The sequence below is a fragment of the Aeromonas sp. 600724 genome (genome assembly GCF_049175135.1).
Taxonomy (GTDB): domain Bacteria; phylum Pseudomonadota; class Gammaproteobacteria; order Enterobacterales; family Aeromonadaceae; genus Aeromonas; species Aeromonas veronii_A.
The window spans coordinates 24,820-45,985 of the sequence record NZ_JAAKUM010000026.1 but is presented as its reverse complement, the minus strand read 5'-3'; the positions used below and the strand labels follow the sequence as shown (position 1 = coordinate 45,985).

The 21,166-nt window shown below is 60.0% G+C and carries 22 protein-coding genes; 8 read left to right on the top strand and 14 right to left on the bottom strand.

Annotated elements, in window-relative coordinates; all coding sequences use genetic code 11:
- The first annotated feature begins 319 nt into the window (after positions 1-319).
- Positions 320-859, top strand: a complete 540-nt coding sequence (locus tag G5168_RS19740) for a gamma carbonic anhydrase family protein (protein ID WP_227341736.1) — start codon at positions 320-322, stop codon at positions 857-859.
- Positions 860-949: 90 nt separating this feature from the next.
- On the opposite strand, the gene polA is transcribed toward G5168_RS19740, so the two are convergent.
- A complete protein-coding gene (polA, locus tag G5168_RS19735) occupies positions 950-3,715 on the bottom strand; it encodes a DNA polymerase I (protein WP_421173177.1) in 2,766 nt (921 codons plus the stop codon).
- Between the two features lie 400 nt (positions 3,716-4,115).
- Here polA and elbB point away from each other — a divergent pair, with 400 nt between their 5' ends.
- Positions 4,116-4,766: an isoprenoid biosynthesis glyoxalase ElbB gene (elbB, locus tag G5168_RS19730; RefSeq protein ID WP_227341734.1), complete on the top strand. Its 651-nt coding sequence runs from the start codon at positions 4,116-4,118 to the stop codon at positions 4,764-4,766.
- Between the two features lie 77 nt (positions 4,767-4,843).
- Here elbB and G5168_RS19725 read toward each other — a convergent pair whose 3' ends face one another.
- The 4 genes from G5168_RS19725 to G5168_RS19710 form a co-directional block, all read right to left on the bottom strand.
- Positions 4,844-5,053 carry a cell division protein ZapB gene (locus G5168_RS19725; RefSeq protein WP_005342050.1) on the bottom strand — a complete coding sequence of 70 codons (210 nt, stop codon included), beginning with the start codon at positions 5,051-5,053 and terminating at the stop codon, positions 4,844-4,846.
- A 246-nt stretch (positions 5,054-5,299) separates the two neighbouring features.
- On the bottom strand, positions 5,300-6,580 hold the full coding sequence (locus G5168_RS19720; protein ID WP_227341733.1) for a hypothetical protein: 1,281 nt from the start codon (positions 6,578-6,580) through the stop codon (positions 5,300-5,302).
- A 20-nt stretch (positions 6,581-6,600) separates the two neighbouring features.
- Positions 6,601-7,380: a serine O-acetyltransferase gene (gene cysE / locus G5168_RS19715; protein ID WP_005339552.1), complete on the bottom strand. Its 780-nt coding sequence runs from the start codon at positions 7,378-7,380 to the stop codon at positions 6,601-6,603.
- A gap of 8 nt (positions 7,381-7,388) precedes the next feature.
- Entirely contained in the window at positions 7,389-8,300 is a 912-nt protein-coding gene (locus tag G5168_RS19710; protein ID WP_227341732.1) for a cation diffusion facilitator family transporter, read from the bottom strand.
- A gap of 85 nt (positions 8,301-8,385) precedes the next feature.
- Between G5168_RS19710 and G5168_RS19705 the strand changes: the two genes are divergently transcribed.
- The 3 genes from G5168_RS19705 to trmL all read left to right on the top strand — a co-directional run bounded on the left by G5168_RS19705 (position 8,386) and on the right by trmL (position 10,972).
- Positions 8,386-9,081 carry a response regulator gene (locus tag G5168_RS19705; RefSeq protein WP_227341731.1) on the top strand — a complete coding sequence of 232 codons (696 nt, stop codon included), beginning with the start codon at positions 8,386-8,388 and terminating at the stop codon, positions 9,079-9,081.
- On the top strand, positions 9,063-10,433 hold the full coding sequence (locus G5168_RS19700) for an ATP-binding protein (RefSeq protein WP_408082979.1): 1,371 nt from the start codon (positions 9,063-9,065) through the stop codon (positions 10,431-10,433). Before G5168_RS19705 ends, G5168_RS19700 begins: the two co-directional genes overlap by 19 nt.
- 74 nt (positions 10,434-10,507) lie before the next feature.
- A complete protein-coding gene (trmL, locus tag G5168_RS19695) occupies positions 10,508-10,972 on the top strand; it encodes a tRNA (uridine(34)/cytosine(34)/5-carboxymethylaminomethyluridine(34)-2'-O)-methyltransferase TrmL (RefSeq protein ID WP_181270096.1) in 465 nt (154 codons plus the stop codon).
- A 13-nt stretch (positions 10,973-10,985) separates the two neighbouring features.
- Here trmL and dinF read toward each other — a convergent pair whose 3' ends face one another.
- The 4 genes from dinF to lexA form a co-directional block, all read right to left on the bottom strand.
- Entirely contained in the window at positions 10,986-12,347 is a 1,362-nt protein-coding gene (dinF, locus tag G5168_RS19690) for an MATE family efflux transporter DinF (protein WP_227341730.1), read from the bottom strand.
- Between the two features lie 2 nt (positions 12,348-12,349).
- Positions 12,350-12,976, bottom strand: coding sequence for an SCO family protein (locus tag G5168_RS19685; RefSeq protein WP_158114375.1), 627 nt, complete (start codon positions 12,974-12,976; stop codon positions 12,350-12,352).
- 210 nt (positions 12,977-13,186) lie between these two features.
- Positions 13,187-13,402, bottom strand: coding sequence for a hypothetical protein (locus tag G5168_RS19680; protein ID WP_019446524.1), 216 nt, complete (start codon positions 13,400-13,402; stop codon positions 13,187-13,189).
- A 484-nt stretch (positions 13,403-13,886) separates the two neighbouring features.
- Entirely contained in the window at positions 13,887-14,510 is a 624-nt protein-coding gene (gene lexA, locus G5168_RS19675; RefSeq protein WP_005339540.1) for a transcriptional repressor LexA, read from the bottom strand.
- A 204-nt stretch (positions 14,511-14,714) separates the two neighbouring features.
- On the opposite strand from lexA, the gene plsB reads away from it, so the two are divergent.
- Positions 14,715-17,138, top strand: a complete 2,424-nt coding sequence (gene plsB, locus G5168_RS19670; protein WP_421223719.1) for a glycerol-3-phosphate 1-O-acyltransferase PlsB — start codon at positions 14,715-14,717, stop codon at positions 17,136-17,138.
- Between the two features lie 69 nt (positions 17,139-17,207).
- Here the strand turns inward: plsB and ubiA are convergent, their stop codons facing one another.
- On the bottom strand, positions 17,208-18,077 hold the full coding sequence (gene ubiA, locus G5168_RS19665; RefSeq protein WP_216952367.1) for a 4-hydroxybenzoate octaprenyltransferase: 870 nt from the start codon (positions 18,075-18,077) through the stop codon (positions 17,208-17,210).
- Positions 18,074-18,610 (bottom strand): chorismate--pyruvate lyase family protein, encoded by a 537-nt coding sequence (locus G5168_RS19660; RefSeq protein WP_005339534.1) that lies wholly within the window; start codon positions 18,608-18,610, stop codon positions 18,074-18,076. The genes ubiA and G5168_RS19660 overlap by 4 nt, the downstream gene beginning before the upstream one ends.
- Before the next feature lie 145 nt (positions 18,611-18,755).
- Here G5168_RS19660 and G5168_RS19655 point away from each other — a divergent pair, with 145 nt between their 5' ends.
- Entirely contained in the window at positions 18,756-19,196 is a 441-nt protein-coding gene (locus G5168_RS19655; protein ID WP_216952370.1) for a flagellar basal body-associated FliL family protein, read from the top strand.
- Between the two features lie 112 nt (positions 19,197-19,308).
- Positions 19,309-19,473: a hypothetical protein gene (locus tag G5168_RS19650; RefSeq protein WP_098971330.1), complete on the top strand. Its 165-nt coding sequence runs from the start codon at positions 19,309-19,311 to the stop codon at positions 19,471-19,473.
- An 18-nt stretch (positions 19,474-19,491) separates the two neighbouring features.
- Here the strand turns inward: G5168_RS19650 and G5168_RS19645 are convergent, their stop codons facing one another.
- From G5168_RS19645 to G5168_RS19635, 3 genes are all read right to left on the bottom strand, one after another.
- Complete coding sequence (locus G5168_RS19645) at positions 19,492-19,824, bottom strand: DUF2799 domain-containing protein (RefSeq protein WP_216952374.1); 333 nt, start codon at positions 19,822-19,824, stop codon at positions 19,492-19,494.
- Between the two features lie 137 nt (positions 19,825-19,961).
- Positions 19,962-20,099 (bottom strand): hypothetical protein, encoded by a 138-nt coding sequence (locus G5168_RS19640; RefSeq protein ID WP_216952376.1) that lies wholly within the window; start codon positions 20,097-20,099, stop codon positions 19,962-19,964.
- Positions 20,100-20,173: 74 nt separating this feature from the next.
- Positions 20,174-21,154: an MDR family oxidoreductase gene (locus G5168_RS19635; protein ID WP_216949851.1), complete on the bottom strand. Its 981-nt coding sequence runs from the start codon at positions 21,152-21,154 to the stop codon at positions 20,174-20,176.
- Positions 21,155-21,166: the final 12 nt, after the last annotated feature.

The window sequence follows — 21,166 nt, the reverse complement described above, 5'->3', positions numbered from 1 at the left end:
TTGCTTGATTCAAATTGTTAAAGAGCGACGCAACAGTGTGTTGCTGCGGGAGTGGAATTCTACTCAACCGCCTTCTCGAGTCAAGCCTTATTTTCAAAGGCTTTTCGAGGTTATCGACTTGGCTTTCTGCGTTGCCGCTTGCCCTGTCGATGGAGGCGCATTATAGGGAGTGAATTCGTTCTGGCAACCCCTCTCCTGCAATAAAATTGCAAAAAAGGGCACTTTTTTAGTTATTCATCTCCAACCACAGCTTTTATACAAACTTATCCACAGAAACAGTCTCCAGGTTGTTAGAATGGCCGAAAACAAGGAGGCAAAGATGGACTTGCGACTGAGACCCTACAAAGGACAACGCCCGCAATTGGGCAAACGGGTATATGTAGACCCCTGCGCCACCCTGGTGGGCGATATCGAGCTGGGTGACGATACCAGTATCTGGCCCATGGTGGCGGCACGGGGGGATGTGAATCATATCTGTATCGGTGCCCGCAGCAACATTCAGGACGGCACTGTGCTGCACCTGACCCGCAAGAGCGCCAGCAATCCGACCGGCTATCCACTGCTGATCGGTGAAGATGTCACGGTCGGCCATAAGGCGATGCTGCACGGCTGTACCATCGGCAACCGGGTATTGGTCGGTATGGGAGCCATTCTGCTTGATGGCGTCGTGGTTGAAGATGATGTGATGATCGGAGCTGGCAGTCTGGTGCCGCCGGGCAAGCGACTCGAGTCAGGCTTTCTATATATAGGTAATCCCGTCAAACAGGCTCGCCCACTTAAACCTGCCGAGATCGCCTTCCTCAAAACCTCGGCCGACAATTATGTGCTGCTCAAGGACGAGTATCTGCAAGAAGCCTGACACCCCGCCACCATAAACAAGAAGCCCGGCATGATGCCGGGCTTCGCTTCTTATATAGCTATATAGCAGCTCAGAAAGGCTGGCTGGAAATCAGTGGGCCTGATCCCAGTTGTCGCCGGTGCCCGCTTCCACCACCAGCGGCACATCCAGTTCGGCTGCGGCTGACATCTTCTCCTTGATGATGGCGATGTACTCCTCCAGCTTCTCTTCGCGGATCTCGAACACCAGTTCATCGTGTACCTGCATCAGCATGCGGATCGACTCATCTTCTATCCCGCGGATCCAGCTGTCCACGTTGATCATGGCGCGCTTGATGATATCGGCAGCCGTACCCTGCATGGGCGCGTTGATGGCTGCCCGTTCGGCAGCCTTGCGCAGACCGGCGTTGCGGGACTTGATATCCGGTAGATATAAACGACGGCCAAACAGGGTTTCGACATAACCCTGGGCCTCCGCCTGCTGACGGGTGCGCTCCATATACTCCAGTACGCCCGGATAGCGCTCGAAGTAGAGATCCATGTACTTCTGCGCCTCGGCACGGCCGATACCCAACTGCTTGGCCAGACCAAAGGCACTCATGCCGTAGATGAGACCGAAGTTGATCGCCTTGGCACTGCGGCGCATGTCACTGGTCACCGCATCAAGCGCTACACCAAACACCTCGGCGGCAGTCGCCTTGTGGATATCCTTGCCCTCGGCAAAGGCGGTCAGCAGCCCCTTGTCACCGGAGAGGTGCGCCATGATACGCAGCTCGATCTGGGAGTAGTCCGCCGCCACCAGCTTATAACCGGCGCACGGGATGAAGGCCTGCCGGATGCGGCGCCCCTGTTCGTTGCGTACCGGGATGTTCTGCAGGTTGGGATCGGTGGAGGAGAGCCGACCGGTCGCCGCCACCGCCTGATGATAGGAGGTGTGTACCCGTCCGGTCTGCGGCTTGATCATCAGCGGCAGCTTGTCGGTGTAGGTGGACTTCAGTTTGGCCAACCCACGGTGCTCCATCAGGAGGCGCGGCAGCTCATAGGTCTCCGCCAGCTCGGCCAGCACCTCTTCCGCAGTGGATGGCGCCCCCTTGGGGGTCTTTTTGATGATCGGCAGCCCCAGCTTGGTGAAGAGGATCTCCCCAAGCTGCTTGGGTGAGGAGAGGTTGAACTCCTGTTCGGCCAGCTCGTGGGCCTGCTTCTCCAGCTCCGCCAGACGCACTTCGATCTCCTGGCTCTGCTGGTGCAGCAGCTTGGGATCGATGGTGGTACCGAGCAACTCCATCCGCGCCAGTACAGGTAACAGCGGCAGCTCGATCTCGCTGAATACCTTGGCGAGACCCGGCACGGCCTCCAGCTGACCCCACAGGGTCTGGTGTAGACGCAGGGTGATATCGGCATCTTCCGCCGCATAGGGAGCGGCCTGCTCCAGCTCGATCTGGTTAAAGGTGAGCTGTTTCACTCCCTTGCCGGCGATATCTTCAAACGAGGTGGTCTCGACCCCGAGGTAACGCTTGGCCAGCGAATCCATATCGTGACGACTGGCGGTGGAGTTGAGCACATAGGATTCGAGCATGGTGTCGTAGGCAATGCCCTGCAGGTCGATGTCGTGGTTGAGCAGCACGTTGCGATCGTACTTGAGATTCTGCCCCACCTTGAGACGGGTCGGATCTTCCAGCAGCGGTTTGAGCTTGCCCAACACCACAGCCTCGCTCAGCTGTAACGGTGCCCCCAGATAGTCATGGCCAAACGGCACATAAGCAGCCTTGCCCGGCTCAACCGCGAAGGAGACGCCGACGATCCGCGCCTCCATATAGTCGAGACTGGTGGTTTCGGTATCAAAGGCAAACAACGGTGCCGCTTTCAGCTGTTCCAGCCAGCCGTCAAACTCGGCTTCGTCCAGAATGCAGCGGTAGTCGGTTTCGATGGCGGCAACCGGAGCGGCGCTCTCATCGCCAGCCTCGTCTTGTCCGGCGCTCTCGCTGCCCTCTTCACCACCGGATTCCAGCTCCTTGATCAGGTTGCGCAGCTCGTATTCGCGATAGACCGCCAGCAGGGACTCCTTGTCGACCGGCTTGAGCAACAGCTCTTCCAGACTCTGTTCCAGCTCGACATCGGTCTTGATGGTCGCCAGTCGATAGGAGAGGCGAACCTGCTCCTCCTGCTCGCGAAACTTGTCGGCGAACGCCTTGGAGCCACGGAAGCCGAGCGCAGCTACCTTGTCGAGGTTGGCGGCAATCTCGTCGATGCTGCCAATCCCCTGCAACAGGGCCAGTGCAGTCTTTTCACCGACGCCGGTCATGCCGGGAATGTTGTCGACCTTGTCCCCCATCAGAGCCAGATAGTCGATGATGAGCTCGGGCGGTACGCCAAACTTCTCGATCACCCCTTCCCTATCGGTCTTCACATCTTTCATGGTGTCGATCAGGGTGACATGGTCGGAGACCAGCTGTGCCATATCCTTGTCACCTGTGCTGATCAGTACCGGCAGCTGCTTCTCGGTCGCCTGGCGGGCCAGGGTGCCGATCACGTCGTCAGCCTCCACCCCCTCCACCATCAGGAAGGGGAAGCCCATCGCCTTGATCATCTGGTGGATAGGCGCGACCTGGCTGCGCAGATCGTCCGGCATGCTGGCACGGGTCGCCTTGTACTCGGGATAGATGTCATCGCGGAAGGTCTTGCCCTTGGCATCAAACACCACGGCCACATGACAGTCAGGATATTGCTTGCGCAGGCTGCGCATCATGTTGGCCATGACACGGACGGCGCCGCTTGGCAAACCGGTCGATGTGCGCAGATCGGCCTGCTGGGAGGCGAAGAAGGCGCGGTAAAGATAAGAGGAGCCGTCGACCAGAATAAGGGGGTTGCTAGGGGCCATGAAATCGTCCTGCCAGAGATAAACAGCCGCTAGGATGCCACAGGCCCCCCCTCACACCAAGGGGCGTAGCAACAGTACACAACGCCTGATAAATGGACTCAGCCTGTGGATAACTCTGTGTTCAAAAATGGAGTGCATCAGAGTGCACAGTGACAAAGCTGTGCATAAGAATATAAAAAACCATTAAAAACAATATATTGAGATCGCAAAAACCGATCGCAAGACAGTTAGAATGATCTCGATCAATGTGGAAAAAGATTTAAGGGAGTAGGTACGGCAGGATCCAAAACGAAACAATCCTAGCACAGCAAGATGACTTGACCAGCAGATGGCGAGCGATAACCATACAAAAGTACAACAATCCATCTTGGCTCACATTTTCAACAACGAGGAGTTTGCCATGAAAAAAGTGGCCGTGATTTTGAGTGGCTGCGGTGTCTTTGACGGAGCCGAAATCCATGAGGCCGTCATCAGCCTGCTGGCGCTGGCCCGTCAGGGAGCCGCCGTCCAGTGCTTCGCCCCGAACGTGGCGCAGCTCCATGTCATCAACCACCTGACCGGTGAAGTGAGCAAGGGAGAGAGCCGCAACGTGTTGGTCGAAGCGGCCCGCATCTGCCGTGGCCAGATCAAGGATGTGGCCGAGCTGGATGCGGTAGATTATGACGCCCTGCTGGTGCCCGGTGGCTTTGGCGCTGCCAAAAACCTGTGCGACTTCGCAATCAGGGGCGCCGAATGCCAGATCCAGCCCGATGTGCTGAAAGCGTGCCAGAGCTTTGCCAAAGCCAATAAACCGGCCGCCTATATCTGCATCGCGCCCGCCATGATCCCGCTGATATATGGTGCTGGAACGCTGGCGACCATCGGCCATGACGAGGGTACCGCCAACGCCATCGAGGAGATGGGTGGCAGCCATCTCAACTGCCCGGTCAACGAGTTTGTGGTGGATCAGGAGCGCAAGGTGATCTCCACCCCCGCCTACATGCTGGCCAACAACATAGTCGAAGCCGCGGACGGCATCGAGAAGACAGTCAAACAACTGCTGGCGCTGTAATTCCCATCCCGCCAAAACAAAAATAGACGGGCCGCTCATAGAGCGGCCCGTTTTCAATTCTGCCTGAAGGCGATGAATTAGATGGTTTCGCCCATCTGATCCATTTTACCCAGCAGGGCACGCAGACGCTCCTGCCATGCAGCGTGCTCGTTACGCAGCTGATGGTTCTCGTCTTGCAGCTTGCTGTTCTGTTCTTTCAGCTCGTCCAGCTCCATCTTCAGCAGGGAGATGTTGTCGACAGCGGATTGTACTTTGGATTCGAGTTGCTCAAGGACTTCTAGTGACATATGCATACCTGTTTGTTCAATTGCGATGCCCCACAGAGGGCGATTCAAGCGCGTGGAGCCAGCATACCCCGAGCCTATCGGCACAAACAAGCCAGTGCGCTGTAAAATGCGCCTTCCATAGATGTATTGTCTAAATATGCGTCTATTTTTCTCGCATCCTGCGCCAGAGCCGCGACAACACTCTAAACCGTACCTAAAAAGCGCCGCTACCAACGCATCATTGATGCCATCCTGATGGCACGGTCGCTATCCATGCAAGGCGATATAAGCCCCCAGCAACAGACAGGCGACCACATACATCAGCAGGCCGTAAAGCAGGTTCCAGCGCAGGATCAGCCCGGCACTGAGGTTGTAACGGGAGGCCAGCGCCAGATTGGATCCGGAGAGCGGACTGGTGCCGGTGGCAAGCCCCCATCCCAGCAGGAAACACATACCGAGCAGGCTGGGATCCGGCGCCAGCGGCCAGAGCAGTGGCGCCAGCCCGGAGATACTGATGAGCGGATGCACCCCGACGATGGCCACCAGCAGGATCAGCAGCAGAGTGAGGGATGCCTCCAGCCAGCCAAAGTGATTGAACAGCGGCAGGCCGTGACCGGCACCGAAATCGATGACCGACAGCGCACTGTTGATGCCTGCCGCCAACAAACCGGCCCCCAGAAACAGCACCAGCTGACCGCCGATGGCGGGGAAACGCTCCACCACCTGCCGCTTGAGGGCCGCCTTGCGCCCTGTCCTCGGCATAAAGAGCAGCGCCAGCAGCGGGGCCACCAGTGCGATCACCGCCAGAATGCCGAGCTGGGGCCAGATCTGCTTGATGAGCAGTACCAGCAACGCCAGCGTGACTGGCAACCCCAGTGTCTGCAACCGCAGCGGATAACCGGCAAAGTCGGCCACTCCGATCCTCTCCACCTGCCAGGCAGTCAGCCCCATCGCCAGCAAGGCGGCGAGGATCCCGAACGGCAGAATATGGGAGAGCTGCAAGCCCGGCGCATAGGTGAGCGCCACCGCCATGGCGACAAAGAAGGGTGACCAGAAGGCGGCGGCACAGAAGATCCGGCTCAGCACCATCACCTGACGCCGCTCCAGGGTGCCATTACGCTCCAGCCGATCGCCGATGATAAAGAGCACCGAGAGATTGATGACCGCCCCCAGCAGATTGAGGCTGGCCATGGTGCTCCACAGCCCCTTGCGCCCGGTCCAGGAGGTGGTGCCGGTCAGCAAGCCGGAAGTGGCAAGGTTGAGGGTGCTCACCGCGGCAAACATGGTGAGCATATTGATATTGGGCAGCAGCCAGTCACCGGCAATGAGGGTCGCGCCCTGCCACCAGGAGAAGATCAACAGCAGCAGGGCGGCACTATACAGGGCCAGCGCCTGCCGCCTGGCGGCCCCTACCAGCCAGGGCCAGGTGAGCAGTGACGCCCCCCAGGCTGCAATGGCCGCGGGCCAGGGGGAGAGACCCAGATAGAGATGAAGCAGGTTGAGCAGCCACATCCCCAAAATCAGATAACCCGACCAGCGTTTGGCCATCGACGCCTCCGGTCAGGAGATCAGAGACACTGATCCATATCCAGTGAAGGCTTGTCGCACTCCGGACGGCCGACGATCTTGGCGGGTACGCCAGCAACCGTGGTATGAGGTGGCACCGGGTTGATCACCACGCTGCCGGCGCCGATTTTGGCACCCACGCCCACTTCGATATTGCCGAGCACCTTGGCGCCCGCCCCTATCATCACCCCTTCGCGGATCTTGGGGTGGCGATCGCCGCTCTCCTTGCCGGTACCACCGAGGGTAACGCTCTGCAGGATGGAGACATCATCTTCAATCACCGCCGTCTCGCCGACCACTATGCCGGTGGCATGGTCAAACATGATGCCCTTGCCGATGCGGGCGGCCGGGTGCACATCCACCCCGAACACCACCGAGATCTGGTTCTGCAGATAAAGAGCCAGCGAGCGGCGCCCCTGACGCCACAGCCAGTTGGCGACCCGATACCCCTGCAGGGCATGGAACCCCTTGAGGTAGAGCAGCGGGGTGGAGAAGAGGTCGACCGCAGGATCGCGCTCCTGCACGGCGCAGATGTCGGCCGCCACTACCGTCAGCAGCTCGGGCTCGCTGCGCAGGGCCAGCTCGATCACCTCGCGCAGGGCGATGGCGGGCATGGTGGCGCTGTCGAGTTTGTTGGCCAGCTGGAAGCTCAGCGCCGAACGCAGATTCTTGTGATTGAGAATGGTGGAGTGGAAGAAGCTGGCCAGCATCGGCTCCTGGGCCGCCATGCACTCCGCTTCTTGCTGAATTTTGTGCCAAGTTTTGGCAACCAGTTCATCCATGTTGCAGCCTACTGTTGTTCTGGGTGAGGGCTCTGTTGTTCTTTTGTCAGCACCGAGATGGGGTCCATGTGGATGATGACATCCATCCGCTCGAATGCCTGGCGAACCGCCAGCTCGGCTTCATCGGCGATCTGATGGGCCTTGACCAGGGGGATCTGATCATCCAGTTCCAGATGCAACTGTACGAATCGGGTCGGCCCGGATTGACGGGTGCGCAGGTCATGTACGCCGTGTACCCCTTCGACGGCGCAGCAGAGGGCCATTATTCTCGCTTGTTCTTCCGCTGGCAACTGACGATCGAGCAGGGCCTGCACCGACTCGTAGCCGATATGTCCCGCCCCCCACAACAGGAACAACCCGATCAGGATGGCAAACAGGCCGTCAGCCCAGTACCACCCCTGCCCCGCCAGCACCAGCGCCAGCAAGACACCGGCGTTGAGCAGCAGATCGGAGCGGTAGTGCAACATGTCCGCCTTGATGGCCACGCTGTTGGTCTTGCGAATAACGAAACTCTGGAAACTGACCAGCAGCAGGGTCAGCACAATGGAACCGCCACTAACCCAGAGACCCGCCTCTAACCGTTCAATAGGTGCCTGTTTGAGCAGGGAGGAGATGCCGTGCATCACCAGCAGCAATGCGGAACCGGAGATAAAGGCCGACTGGATCAGCCCCGCCAGAGACTCCGCCTTGCCGTGACCGAAGCGGTGTTCATCATCGGCGGGGGCCAGCGCATAGCGAATGGCCAGCAGGTTGATGATGGAGGCACTCACATCCATGAAGGAGTCGGTGAGCGACGCCAGCAGGGTCGACGAGTCTGTCATCAGCCAGGCGATCAGCTTGCCGGTGATCAGCAAGGTTGCAGTGGTAACCGCCGCCATGCTGGCAAAGGTAACCCAACGGGAATATTGTTGATGGCTCAAAACCGGCTTTCCTCTGGCGATGAAAAACTTATTATACCCTGACCCCGGCGTCAGTTTGGCGCGAAAATCTGCGGAATAACACCCGATGAACAGAATACTCCTGGTCGACGACGATCTTGAATTGACCCAGCTGCTCACCGAAATTCTGACCCTGGAGGGATTTCAGGTCACGGTCGCCGAGGATGGTGAAGAGGGGCTGCAACGGCTGGCGGAGCAGAGCTTCGATCTGGTGTTGCTGGATGTGATGATGCCCAAGCTCAACGGCTTTGCCATGCTGACCAAGCTGCGCAAGACCCATGAAACCCCGGTGCTGATGTTGACCGCTCGTGGCGACAGCCAGGATCGGGTTAACGGTCTGGAAGCGGGTGCCGACGACTATCTGGCCAAGCCGTTCGACGATCGGGAGCTGCTGGCCCGGGTTCGCGCCATCCTGCGTCGTACCCAGAGTGCCCCGCCCCAGCGTGGCAGCTCCTCCGACGAAGTGCACTTCATGGATATCGTGCTGCAACCCGGCCTGCAGCAGGCCCGCTGCGGCGTACAACTGCTGGAGCTGACCGCCACCGAATTCGGGCTGCTGGAGTGCCTGCTGCGCAATCCCGGCCAGATTGTCAGCAAGAGCCACCTCTCCGAACAGGTGCTTGGCAAGAAGCTGGAGCCCTTCGATCGGGCCATCGACATGCACCTGAGCAACCTGCGCAAGAAGCTGCCGGACCGCAGTGATGGCCAGCCCCGCTTCAAAACCGTACGGGGGCGCGGTTACCTGTGGCTAGAGCAAGAATAAAGAGTACCAGCTCCCTCAACGGCATATCGACCCACATCTTCCTCTGGTTCTGGTTCATGCTGCTGGTGATGCTGGCCGCCGTGATCAGCCTGCCCACTCTGGATCCTCGCAACCAGATCCCGCTGCCGACCCATGAGGCGGTGCGAATGCAGAAAAATGTGCAGGCCCTGCTCAACGCTGCCGATCCGAATCAGGATTTCGATCTGGCCAAAACGATGGACAAGATCGCCATGCTCCCGGTGGACAATGTCTACCTGCGCGACGAGAGGGGGCAGATCCAGTCCACCACCCATCCGCGCAAGTTTGTGGTGCGCTTTATGGTGGACGCCGATGACCCGGCCAACCCCATGCTGGGCAACGAGGATCGCAAGGCGATCGCTGGTCCCTTCCTGATGGAGCACCGCGGCCATCGCTATCACGTCTATTTCGGCCTCAATGCCGAGAACCCCTACCTGTTCCTGTTCATACAGGTGCTGGATCACCCGATCCGCATTCTGGGCATATCAATGCTGGTCAGCACCCCGCTCTGCCTGCTGCTCGCCTGGCGGCTGACCCGCCCCATCCTGCAGTTGCAGAAGTCGGTCTCCCAACTGGCGGCTGGCAATCTGGAGGTACAGATCCCCAACCTGGGACGGGGCGACGAGATCGGTCAGCTGGCGGATAACGTCAGCCGCATGGTGGAGACACTCAAGAGCATGATCCAGAAGCAGAAACAGCTGCTTTCCGATATCTCCCACGAGCTGCGCAGCCCCCTCACCCGGATGCAACTGGCGCAGGCGCTGATCCGCCGCAAGCAGGGTGACAGCGCCGAGCTGGCGCGGATCGAATCGGAGATCGGACGGCTGGACAAGCTGATCGGCGATCTGCTGGATCTGTCGCGAGTGCAGCAGCATGTGGAGGCGCCGGTGGTACATCCGCTGGCCGACCTGCTGGAACCCATCCTCGAAGATGCCATGTTCGAAGCGAATCAGAGTGGCAAACAGCTCAGACTGCCGCCGCTGCCCGCAGAGTCGATCCAGATGTGGCCCGAGCTGCTGGCCCGGGCCGTGGAGAACCCCCTGCGCAACGCCCTCAAATATGCCCGCGAGTTCATCAAGGTGGACTGGTATCGGGAGGGACTGGAGTGGGTGATGACCATTCGGGATGACGGCCCAGGGGTGCCAGACGAGCAGCAGGCGCTGCTGTTCCAGCCCTTCTTCCGGGTCGATGACGCCCGCAACGCCAAGACTGGCGGCACCGGGCTGGGGCTGGCCATCGCCTCGGAGGCGATCCAGCGCCACGGCGGCACCATTGCGGCCAGCAACAATCACCCGACTGGGCTAACCATCACCATCCGCTTGCCCATCGCCTGATCCTTTTCATCCGGACGGGCGCTGGGTATGCTGGCGCCCCTTCTTGGCTTTACATCTCTTTGCAGGAGCTCGTCATGCTCGATATCGTCCTCTACCAGCCGGAAATTCCGCCCAACACCGGCAATATCATCCGGCTCTGCGCCAATACCGGTTACCGGCTCCATCTGATCGAGCCGCTGGGATTTGAGTGGGATGACAAGCGGGTAAAGCGGGCGGGACTCGACTATCACGAGTTTGCCGAGGTGAAGCGCTGGCCGAGCTATGAGGCCTTTCTGGCCGCCGTGGCGCCCAAGCGGGTATTTGCCTGCACCACCAAGGGGCGCACCGCGCACTCGGCAGCACAATATGCCCTTGGCGACGCCCTGCTGTTTGGCCCGGAGAGTCGCGGCCTGCCCATCGAGATCATCGAGAGTCTGCCATTCGAGCAGCGGCTGCGCATCCCTATGGTGCCCCAGAGCCGCAGCATGAACCTCTCCAACGCGGTGTCTGTCTTTGTCTACGAGAGCTGGCGCCAGCTCGGCTACGACGGTACCATGTAAGCGCCACCGATGATCAGTGGCGGGCGTCGAGCAGATGCCCGCTGCGCTCCAGCCGCCAGCAAGTGACCCCCAGCGACAGACCGCGCCCCACCATCAGCGCCGCCATCGCCGCCCATAACGCGGCCACGCCCCACGACTGACAGAGCCACCAGATCGGGAAGAAGCCGCCAAACGCGGCCAGCAACATGCTGTTGCGCATCTCCCGCGCCCGGGTCGCCCCGATAAATACGCCATCCAGCAGGAAGCACCAGACCGCCAGCAAGGGCATGGCGATCAGCCAGGGAAGCTGACGATTTGCCTCCGCCACCACGGCCGGAATGTCGGTGATATAGCCGATAAGGTGGCTACCAAAGAGGGCAAACACCAGGGTAAAACCACTGGCAATGAGGGCGGCCCAGCCCAGATTGAGCACGATGGCCTCCCGCAGTTTCTGCCGATCCCGCTGACCGATGGCTCGTCCTACCATGGCCTCCACCGCATAGGCAAAACCATCGAGTCCGTAGGAGATAAGCATCAGGAAGTTGAGCAGCACCGCATTGGCGGCCACCGCCACATCCCCCAGTCGTGCCCCTTGCAGAGTCATGAAGGCGAAACAGAGCTGCAAACAGAGGGAGCGCAGAAAGATATCGCGGTTGAGGCCGAGCAACCGCACCATGGGCGCAAGCTGCCGCCAGCGCTGCCAGCCATCCTGCCACACCGTCGGCGCCAGTTGCCGCAGCTGACGGCGTACCAGCCAGATCCCGACCGCCAGCGCGCAGTAGTCCGCCATGACCGAGGCCGCCGCCACACCCCGCACCTGCCAGCCGAGCCCCAGCACAAACAGAGCATCGAGCGCCATATTGACCAGATTGGTGAGGATCAACATTACCATGGGGCTGCGGGCATCCTGCATCCCCAACAGCCAGCCCATGACCACCAGATTGCAGAGCGCCGCCGGGGCGCTCCAGATCCGCACCGCCACATATTGGCCCGCATAAAGCTGCACCTCGGGCGAGCCGCCACTCAGGGCGATCAGTCGTGGCAACAGGGGGAAGAGCAACAACAGCAGCGCCAGACCGAGAGCAATGGCCAGCCCCAGCGCCCGCAGCAGGGTATCGAGCTGGGCACGACCATCGGCGGCGCCGTGCGCCTGCGCCGTCAGGCCGGTGGTCGACATCCGCAAAAAGCCGAGCAGCCAGAAAATGAGGTTGATCAGGGTTGCACCGACCGAAACGCCCCCCAGAAACCAGGCCTGACCGAGATGACCGATCACCCAGGTGTCCACCAGCCCCAGCAAGGGGGTGGTGATATTGGAGAAAACCATGGGCAGTGCGAGCGCAAAGACGGCGCGGTGGCGAGAGGGATCTCGCCACCAGGGGGCAACAGCTGGGGTCACGCTCAGTGGCCTGCCAGCTTCAGAATGCGGGCGAAGTCAGAGAGCATGGTGGCCATCTGCACCCGGGGCACCTGACCCGGCGCCACCTGCGGGCGGAATACCGCCTGCAGCTTGCCCTTGGGATTGATGAGCACGATGGAGGCGGAGTGATCGATCAGGTAATCCTTCTCCCCCTGATTGGCGATGGAGTAGATCAGCCCCAGATTGCGCACGAACGGGAACAGCTTGTCGTGGGGGGCAGTGGCCGCCTTGAATTCGGGATTAAAGAAGGCGGTATAGGTCTTGAGACGGGGAATGTCGTCACGCTGGGGATCCGCCGAGATAAACACCACCTGACTGTCGGGCGCCATCTTCTTCAGCTGGTCATAGACGGAGCGCATATCTGCCAGGGTGGTGGGGCAGATATCGGGGCAGAAGGTGTAGCCGACGAACAGGAAAGTCCAGTGCCCCTTCAAGTTGGCAGGGGTGAACGGCTGGTTGTCCGCATCGGTAAAGACAAAATCGTTGATGTCCCGCCCCGCCGGATAGTAGTCGGCCTGTTCCGGCTGCTCTGGCTGCGTGGCGTAGAACACCAGGATCAGGCAGGCTGTCAGCAGCAGAAAGAGCAGGGGATAGCGGAGCTTCATCATAACAAGAGACCCTTTCAGTTCGAGGCAGATGGCCAGCAGTGACCGGACAAGAGAGGGGCATTGTACCCCAGCGAGCCGCCAAGGTGGTTCAACCTTGTGCAATGCCCTGTCAGGAGTCGACCATTTGGCATAATTAATCGCCAGTTGCGGCCATAAAAAAACCGGCCCCCTCGGGTGCCGGTTATGGATGGATTTGTTTGTCTCTTCTGCTCAGGGGCGAGCGTTACGCCCCTGCTGCAACATCTTGCCGATGGCCCGCACGCCGATGGGAATCACGGGGGCCAGCCAGCCCTCTTCCCCCTGGCGATCACCGTGACCACGCTTGAACAGCAACACCAGACGTACCACCTTCTCTTTCGGACATCCCAGCCAGAGCGTCCAGTGCGAACCACGATGGTGCAGCCAGAGACCGTAAAACCAGGTCATCCGGCTACCTTTGACGAAACGGGTGATTGACGATTCCGCTGGCGCAGCCCCAGCCTCTGAATCCCATGGCGATCTTGATGCCATACCAGTCCTCCTTGACCGACAGGTCATGTTGCTTCGTCGGCCTGAACTGGGAACAGGCCCGTCACGACTATCTGCAACCATTACGAGTGGTTCCCTTTGCCCGACAAGGCTCGGGATCTCCCCACTCCCCCTTCATATCCCGTGAAGGTGTACTGCCCTATTCTCGTTGTTACCGGCCCTTCCGTACCGATGCATTGTGATGGTCAGAGGGAGGTGCCAAGCCCTGTCTCGGCGACAGGGCACTGATCTGAGCATATATCTGAAATGGATGATTGGTAGCCGGTCGCGCAGGACAAAAATGCCGCCGCCGATGATCTGTTTGATATGACAGGGAAAGTGCGCCAGAAACAGCACGGCCTCCCGAAGGAGGCCGTGTGGCAAACGCAGTTGGCGGGGAGGATTACATCCAGTCGGCGTTGCGGATCACCCCGACCGCCAGCCCTTCGATGGTGAGCTGCTGGCAGGAGAGGTCCACCTCGATGGGGGAGAGCTCTTCATTTTCCGGTAGCAGCCATACCTGACTGCCCTTGCGCTGGAAGCGCTTGACGGTGACATCCTCATCGAGACGGGCCACTACCACCTGACCGTTGCGCACCTCCTGGGTCTTGTGCACCGCCAGCAGATCGCCATCCAGAATACCGATGTTCTTCATGCTCATCCCCTGTACCCGCAGCAGAAAATCTGCGCGCGGATGGAACAGGGCGGGATCAACCTGATAGTGGCTCTCGATATGCTCCTGAGCCAGGATGGGTTCACCGGCGGCCACCTTGCCGATGAGCGGCAAGCCGCTCTCTTCCAGCACCTCTTCCTCTTCGAGCAACAGGCGAATGCCGCGGGACGTGCCCGGCATGATCTCGATGACCCCTTTTTTGGCCAGGGCCTTCAGATGTTCTTCGGCCGCATTGGCCGACTTGAAACCAAGCTTCTGGGCAATCTCGGCACGAGTCGGCGGCATACCGGTCTCACTCATGTTCACCTTGATCAGCTCCAGCACTTCGGCCTGGCGGGGGGTAAGGGGTTTCATAGAATTGGCACCTGTCTTTTTATACAGCACACTGGCAGTATATACAGTGCAGTGGCCAAGGCAAGGCGCAGCTGACATTTGTCGCAACCAACCCCTCATTTACTGCTGTTTTGATCCTGCGCAGCCGACTCATCGTACCTCTCGGCGACAAGGGGCTGTCGATTTGCTATGCTCACGCCGCATTTTTTTGGAGAGCAGACGCACATGTCCCTAGGACAGAAGATTTCCAGAGCCATCTTGCAATGGCCGGTCAGCGGCTTGGTCAATCACAAGAGCCTGCCGGAAAATCCCATCACAGAACTCAATCTGGATCCGGCCAGACCCATCGTCTATGCCCTGAAAACCAGTTCGATCACCGACCTGATGACCCTGCAGCAGTGCTGCGAGGATCTCGGTCTGCCCGGCCCCTTCACGCCGCTGGAACTTAACGGCCAGCTGCTGCCGCGCTATGTCTGTCTGGATCGTCCGCCTCCCCTGTTTGGCAAACGCAGCAAACCGCTCCCCTTCCTGCAGGAGTTCCACCAGCTGCTGGATCTGCACAAGCAGGATCCCGAGCTGGATATCCAGGTGGTGCCCGTCACCCTGTTCTGGGGCCGAGCTCCGGGTCGGGAAGGCGAAGAAGCCTCCGGCCTCAACATCATCAGCAGCCTGGCGCCGAACCGGCTGAAGAAGGCGCTCATCGTGATCCTCAAGGGTCGCGAAAATCTGGTGCGCTTCTCGCCGCCGCTCTCCCTGCGCTACATGGCCAACAAGCACGGCACCGACGAGGCGATCGCCCACAAGCTGGCGCGAGTGGCCCGTACCCACTTCAGCCGTCAGCAGCTGGCTGCCACCGGCCCGAAACTGCCGAACCGCAACCTGCTGTTCAAGCAGTTGCTCGACTCCGCGGTGATCCAGCAGGCGATTGAAGAGGAGGCCCAGCGCGAGGGGATCAGCCTCGAGAAGGCGCAAAAGCGTGCCCATGGCTACATGGACGAAATCGCCTCCAACTTCTCTTACCGGCTGATCCGCCTGGGTGAGAGCTTCCTCGGCTGGCTGTGGAACAAGCTCTACCGCGGTTTGTCGGTCAATGGCGCCGAGAAGGTACGCCAGCTGGCGCAGGAAGGGCACGAGATCGTCTACGTTCCCTGCCACCGCAGCCACATGGACTACCTGCTGCTCTCCTACGTCATCTACCACCAGGGGATGGTGCCACCCCATATCGCGGCAGGCATCAACCTCAACTTCTGGCCGGCGGGCCCCATCTTCCGCCACGGCGGCGCCTTCTTCATTCGCCGCACCTTCAAGGGCAACCCGCTCTACAGCACGGTATTTCGTGAATACCTCAACCTGCTGTTTGCCAAGGGGTACTCGGTGGAATTCTTCACCGAGGGTGGTCGCTCCCGTACCGGCCGTCTGCTACCGCCCAAGACCGGCATGCTGGCGATGACCCTGCAGGCAATGATGCGCGGGCTGGACAGGCCGGTCACTCTGGTGCCGGTCTATCTGGGCTACGAGCACGTGATGGAGGTGAACACCTACCACAACGAGCTCAAGGGCAGCCGCAAGGAGAAAGAGAGCTTCCTGCAGGTGCTCGGCATCCTGCGCAAGCTGCGCAACTACGGCCGTGGTTTCGTCAACTTCGGCGAGCCGCTGACCCTCAACAGCTACCTGAGCGAACACATCCCCGACTGGAAAAAGCACATAGGGGAAGAGGAGCGTCCGGAGTGGATGGCGGGCACCGTCAACAATCTGGCCGAACTGCTGATGACCCGCATCAACGGCGCTGCCGCGGTCAACGGCCTGACCCTGAGTGCGCTGGCGCTGCTGGCCGCCGAGCGCCACGCCCTGACCCGCGACGAATTGCAGGCCCAGCTCAACACCTATCTGGATCTGCTCAAGGCGGTGCCCTACAGCCCGCAGAGCACCATTCCGGATGAGGATGCCAAGACCCTGCTGGATCAGGCGATGGAGCTCAACAAGTTCGAGGTGAGCGAGGACAAGCTGGGGCAGATCATCAGTCTCGACCGCTATCAGGCGATCCTGCTGACCTACTACCGCAACAACATCCTCCACCTGTTCGCCATGCCCTCTCTGGTGGCGGCATTGATCGAACGGTGCGAAGGGATCTCCCGCAGCGAGATCATGGCCCGTTGCATCGACATCTATCCGCTGCTCAAGACCGAGCTGTTCCTGCGTTATGAAGAGGAGGATCTGCCGGCGCTGGTTGACAGCCTGCTAGACGCCCTGCAGACCCAGCAACTGATCGAGACCCGCGATGACGGCTACTGGGTCAATCCGGCCAACCAGATGCGCCTGCTGCTGCTGGCGGAGAGCATTCAGGAGACCCTGCAACGCTACGCCATCGTGCTGACCCGGGTGCTGGCCCAACCCCATATCGAGGCGGAGCAGCTGGAGGCGGACGGCCTGATGATGGCAGAGCGCCTCGGCACCCTGCACGGCATCAACGCCCCCGAGTTCTTCGACCAGAAGCTGTTCAGCACCCTGATCCACACACTGCGCAAGGAGGGCTACCTCTCTCCCGAGTGCAAGCCGGATCTCGGCCGCTTCCAGGCGCTGGCCGACAACATAGTGCCGCTGCTGAGCAACAAGATCCGCCGCACCATTCAGGCAGGCAATCAGCTCTAATCTGCAACGCAAACAAAGAAGGCCGCATGATGCGGCCTTCATTTTTATCGGAGTCTGCGTGGGAACATGTCACGCCAGCAGGTAATCGAGCACCAGACCGGCAAACACCAGCGCCCCCACATAGTTGTTGTTGAGAAACGCCTGGAAGCAGGCTTCCCGCTGCCGCTCGCGAATAAGCCGCTGCTGATAGACAAACAGCACCGCCGCCCCCAGCAATCCCCAGTAATACCAGCCCCCCAGCGTCATCAGCTGCCCGACCGCCAGCAGCAGCAGCAGAGTCGAGAGTTGCAATGCGCCGATGATCCGTTTGTCGTAACGACCAAACAGGATGGCGCTGGATTTGAGGCCGATCTTGAGGTCGTCATCCCGATCCACCATGGCATACTGGGTGTCGTAAGCCACGGTCCAGAGCAGGTTGGCGAAGAAGAGCAACCAGGCCACCAGCGGCAGGGCATCCGCCTGCGCCGCATAGGCCATCGGGATCGACCAGGAGAAGGCCATCCCGAGCACCAGCTGGGGATTGGAGATAAAGCGCTTCATGAAGGGGTAGCTCACCGCCAGCAGCAGGGCGACAAACGACAGACCGATGGTGAGCGGATTCATGGTCAGCACCAGACCAAACGAAATAAGCGCCAGCACGAAGAAGAGCGCCAGCACTTCCCACGGTTTGACTCTGCCCGTGGGCAAGGGGCGACCGGCGGTGCGCTTGACGTGGCCATCGAAGTTGCGATCCGCATAATCGTTGATCACGCACCCTGCCGAGCGCATCAGAAAGACGCCGACCACAAACACGGCCAGCACCCAGAGATTGGGCAGGCCACCAGCGGCCAGCCAGAGCGCCCACAGGGTTGGCCACAGCAGCAGCAGAGTGCCTATGGGTTTGTCGACGCGGGCCAACTGCATGTAGGCAAGTCCCCGCTCCTTGGTTAACAGATTCACTCCAGCTCCTTGTCACAGACGAGAGAGGGCAGAAACAGCTCGTGCACCAGCAGTGGCCACTGCCCCAGAAACAGACGGGAACGACGCCCCCAGACAGTGGCGGCCGGGCAACGGGGATTGGCGGCAATATCGAAACGGGCCAACTGCAGATGATCGCGGCGGGCAGGCTCATGGCCAAATACCCGCTCACCCAGCGGCTGCTCGCCAAGCTCGGCAATGCCGCTCCCTTGCAATGCGTCATCGGCAAACAGGGTCCAGCCCAGCACGGCGGGCCCACGATCCCCGTGCAGGATCACCTCGCGGCAGGTACCGGCCGGAGAGGCCGAATCCACCAGCCACTGCTCATCGGCAGTAAGGGCGACCGGGTGATTGCCCAGCCACTCCACCGAAAAGTGGCGATTGTGCTGACGCAGCCGCCGGGTCATGGAGCCGGGCTCCAGCAGCCAGGGGCGCAAGCTGGCGGGCAATTCACAACATTCGGGGGCCAGCCACCCGCTTAACGGCGTGAGAGGAACAGTCAACTCGGACTTCACAGCTTCACCATCCAGAGATTTCCGTGTTCAGGTTAAAATCCGGTTTATTATCCGTAAATCAATAGCGAAATGTAAGAACATCCGTGCTTGACGGCCCCGATGGCAACATCAAAAATGGGTTATCTCTTGCTGATGAGCCATCTATATGAAGATCTTCAAAATTCTGCTGGTGTTGTTACTGAGCTGTGGTGCGCTGCATGTACAAGCCTCATCCGAAGAAGAGCCGCCCGCAGAGGGAGAAGAAGCAGCCGCAGCCGCCAAGCCGGGCTTTTCCTACCACGCGCTCGACCCCGACATCATCACCAACTACCTGAGCAACGGCAAAACCCTCGGTTATGTCCGAGTCACGGTGGAGCTAATGGCGGAAAACGAAGCCGACCTCAAGCTGCTGGAGCAGCATGACCCGCTCATCCGAGATACCATCATTCGTTTGATGGGCAGCAAGAGCGCCGAGCAGATCAAATCCCTGGTCAGCCGTGAAGAGTTGCGCAAGGAGTGCGAAACCAAGGTCAACGAACTGCTGGTCAAAGAGACTGGCAAGAAAGCGGTGCGCGAGCTTATCTTCACCAAGTTCCTTTACCAGTAATCCCTCCCGAAACAATCGCTTATTGGCATAACGGCCAATAAGCGAGCTTTACCGATTCACTCGAAATGAAAATCGATTACAATACGGCCGTCGAGTCTTAGAGGTAGTCGTTATGGGCAGCAAGACCCTGTGTGAGTGGCGTCGCCACGAGATCCCCACTGATCTCAAAGCGTTGCGCAAAATTGTTCGCAAGCCGAAATTCGTCTGCGGCAAGTGCGCCCGCAGCGCCAATGACAAGGGTTACCTCTGCCAGCCACTCCGCTTGAAAGAGGAGTAACCCCTCACGGTCAGTGCACTATTGATCGGTCCAACCCTGTCGTCCCTGCTCGAACAATCTGCGCGCCTGGGTATCGTTCGGGCAGACACCGCGATACTCCTCGCCTGAGCGGCCAGCCAGATAGAGATGCTCGGGGCGGCAATACCATGCCAATCCCTTCTGATGTCCCTGCTTCCACAGCTCGGTATCCACCTTCTTGCCACACTGGCCCTGATGGAACTCAACCCGTTCGGTGGTGAAGCCCAGCTTGCCGTCAGCCTCCCCCACTTCGCTCCACACCTTCTCGCAAGGGTCATCGTTGGAGACACAGCCCCCCAGCAGGGCCGCCAGCAATATGATGGAAAGTCGCATAGTCATCCTTGAGTGTCGTTTGAGCTGTTCATTCTTGACCAGCCAGGGGATGACCACAAGCAACTTGCATCCACCCTGTGAGCGCACCAAAAAAATCAGGCGGGCACAATGCCCGCCTGTTCATTCAATGCTATGGATCACGGGTTGTTGAAGGGGTCATCGAAGGGATCATCGTCCTGCCAGCCTTCTTCTTCCCACTGATCCAGCTCTTCTTCCCAGGAATCCGGCTCCCAATCATCATCAGAGGAGTCGTAATCCGGCTTGTGTCCACCCATCTTCACTCTCCTTGGATAGTTCACCCGCACTCCAATTTTATCCGGAATTGTCGGGCTCGCCAGTCAGAGAGAGTTCAAAGTTTGACCAGAGTGCGACCGGCGATCTGGCCTTGCGTAATGGCCTCGGCGGCCTCCACTACCTGCTCCAGCCCAATCTCGGTAACCGCCTGTTCAAAGAAGCTGGCGGGAAGATCCCGTGCCAGTCGCTGCCATGCCAGTTGACGACGTTCAAACGGGCACATCACCGAATCGACCCCCTGCAACCGCACGTTGCGCAGGATGAAGGGCATCACACTGGTAGGCAGATCGAAGCCACCCGCCAGCCCGCAGGCCGCCACGGCGCCGCCATAGTTCATCTGAGCCAGCAGCTTGGCCAGCACCTGACTGCCGACGGTATCGATGGCACCGGCCCACAGCTGCTTCTCCAGCGGTTTGGCGGGCACCAGCAGCTCGCTACGCGGCACGATGCGGCTGGCACCCAGCGCAGTGAGCATGGCGCCCTGCTCTTCGGGACGACCGGTCAGCGCCGCCACCTGATAGCCAAGGGCCGCCAGCAGGGCGACCGAGGTGGCCCCCACGCCGCCTGCTGCGCCGGTGACCAGCACCTCGCCGCTTTCCGGAGTAATACCCGCCTCTTCCAGTGCCAGCACGCAGAGCATGGCGGTGAGACCGGCGGTACCGATGCACATGGCCTGCCGTTCATCCAGCCCGGCGGGCAACGGCACCAGCCAGTCCCCCTTGACCCGCGCCTGTTCGGCCATGCCGCCCCAGTGGCCTTCGCCCACACCCCAACCGGTCAGCACCACCTTGTCGCCGGGCTGATAGCGGCTGTCGGCAGATTCGAGCACGGTACCGGCGAAGTCGATACCGGGCACCAGCGGCCACTGGCGCACTATCTTGCCCTTGCCGGTAATGGCCAGCCCGTCCTTGTAGTTGATGGAGCTGTAAGCGACCGCTACCCGCACTTCACCTTCCGGCAACTGGCTCTCGGCCAGCCGGGTCAGAGTCGGTACAGTCTTGCCGTCTTGGTTTTCCAGTAACAGAGCCTTGAACATGGTTGCCTCTTT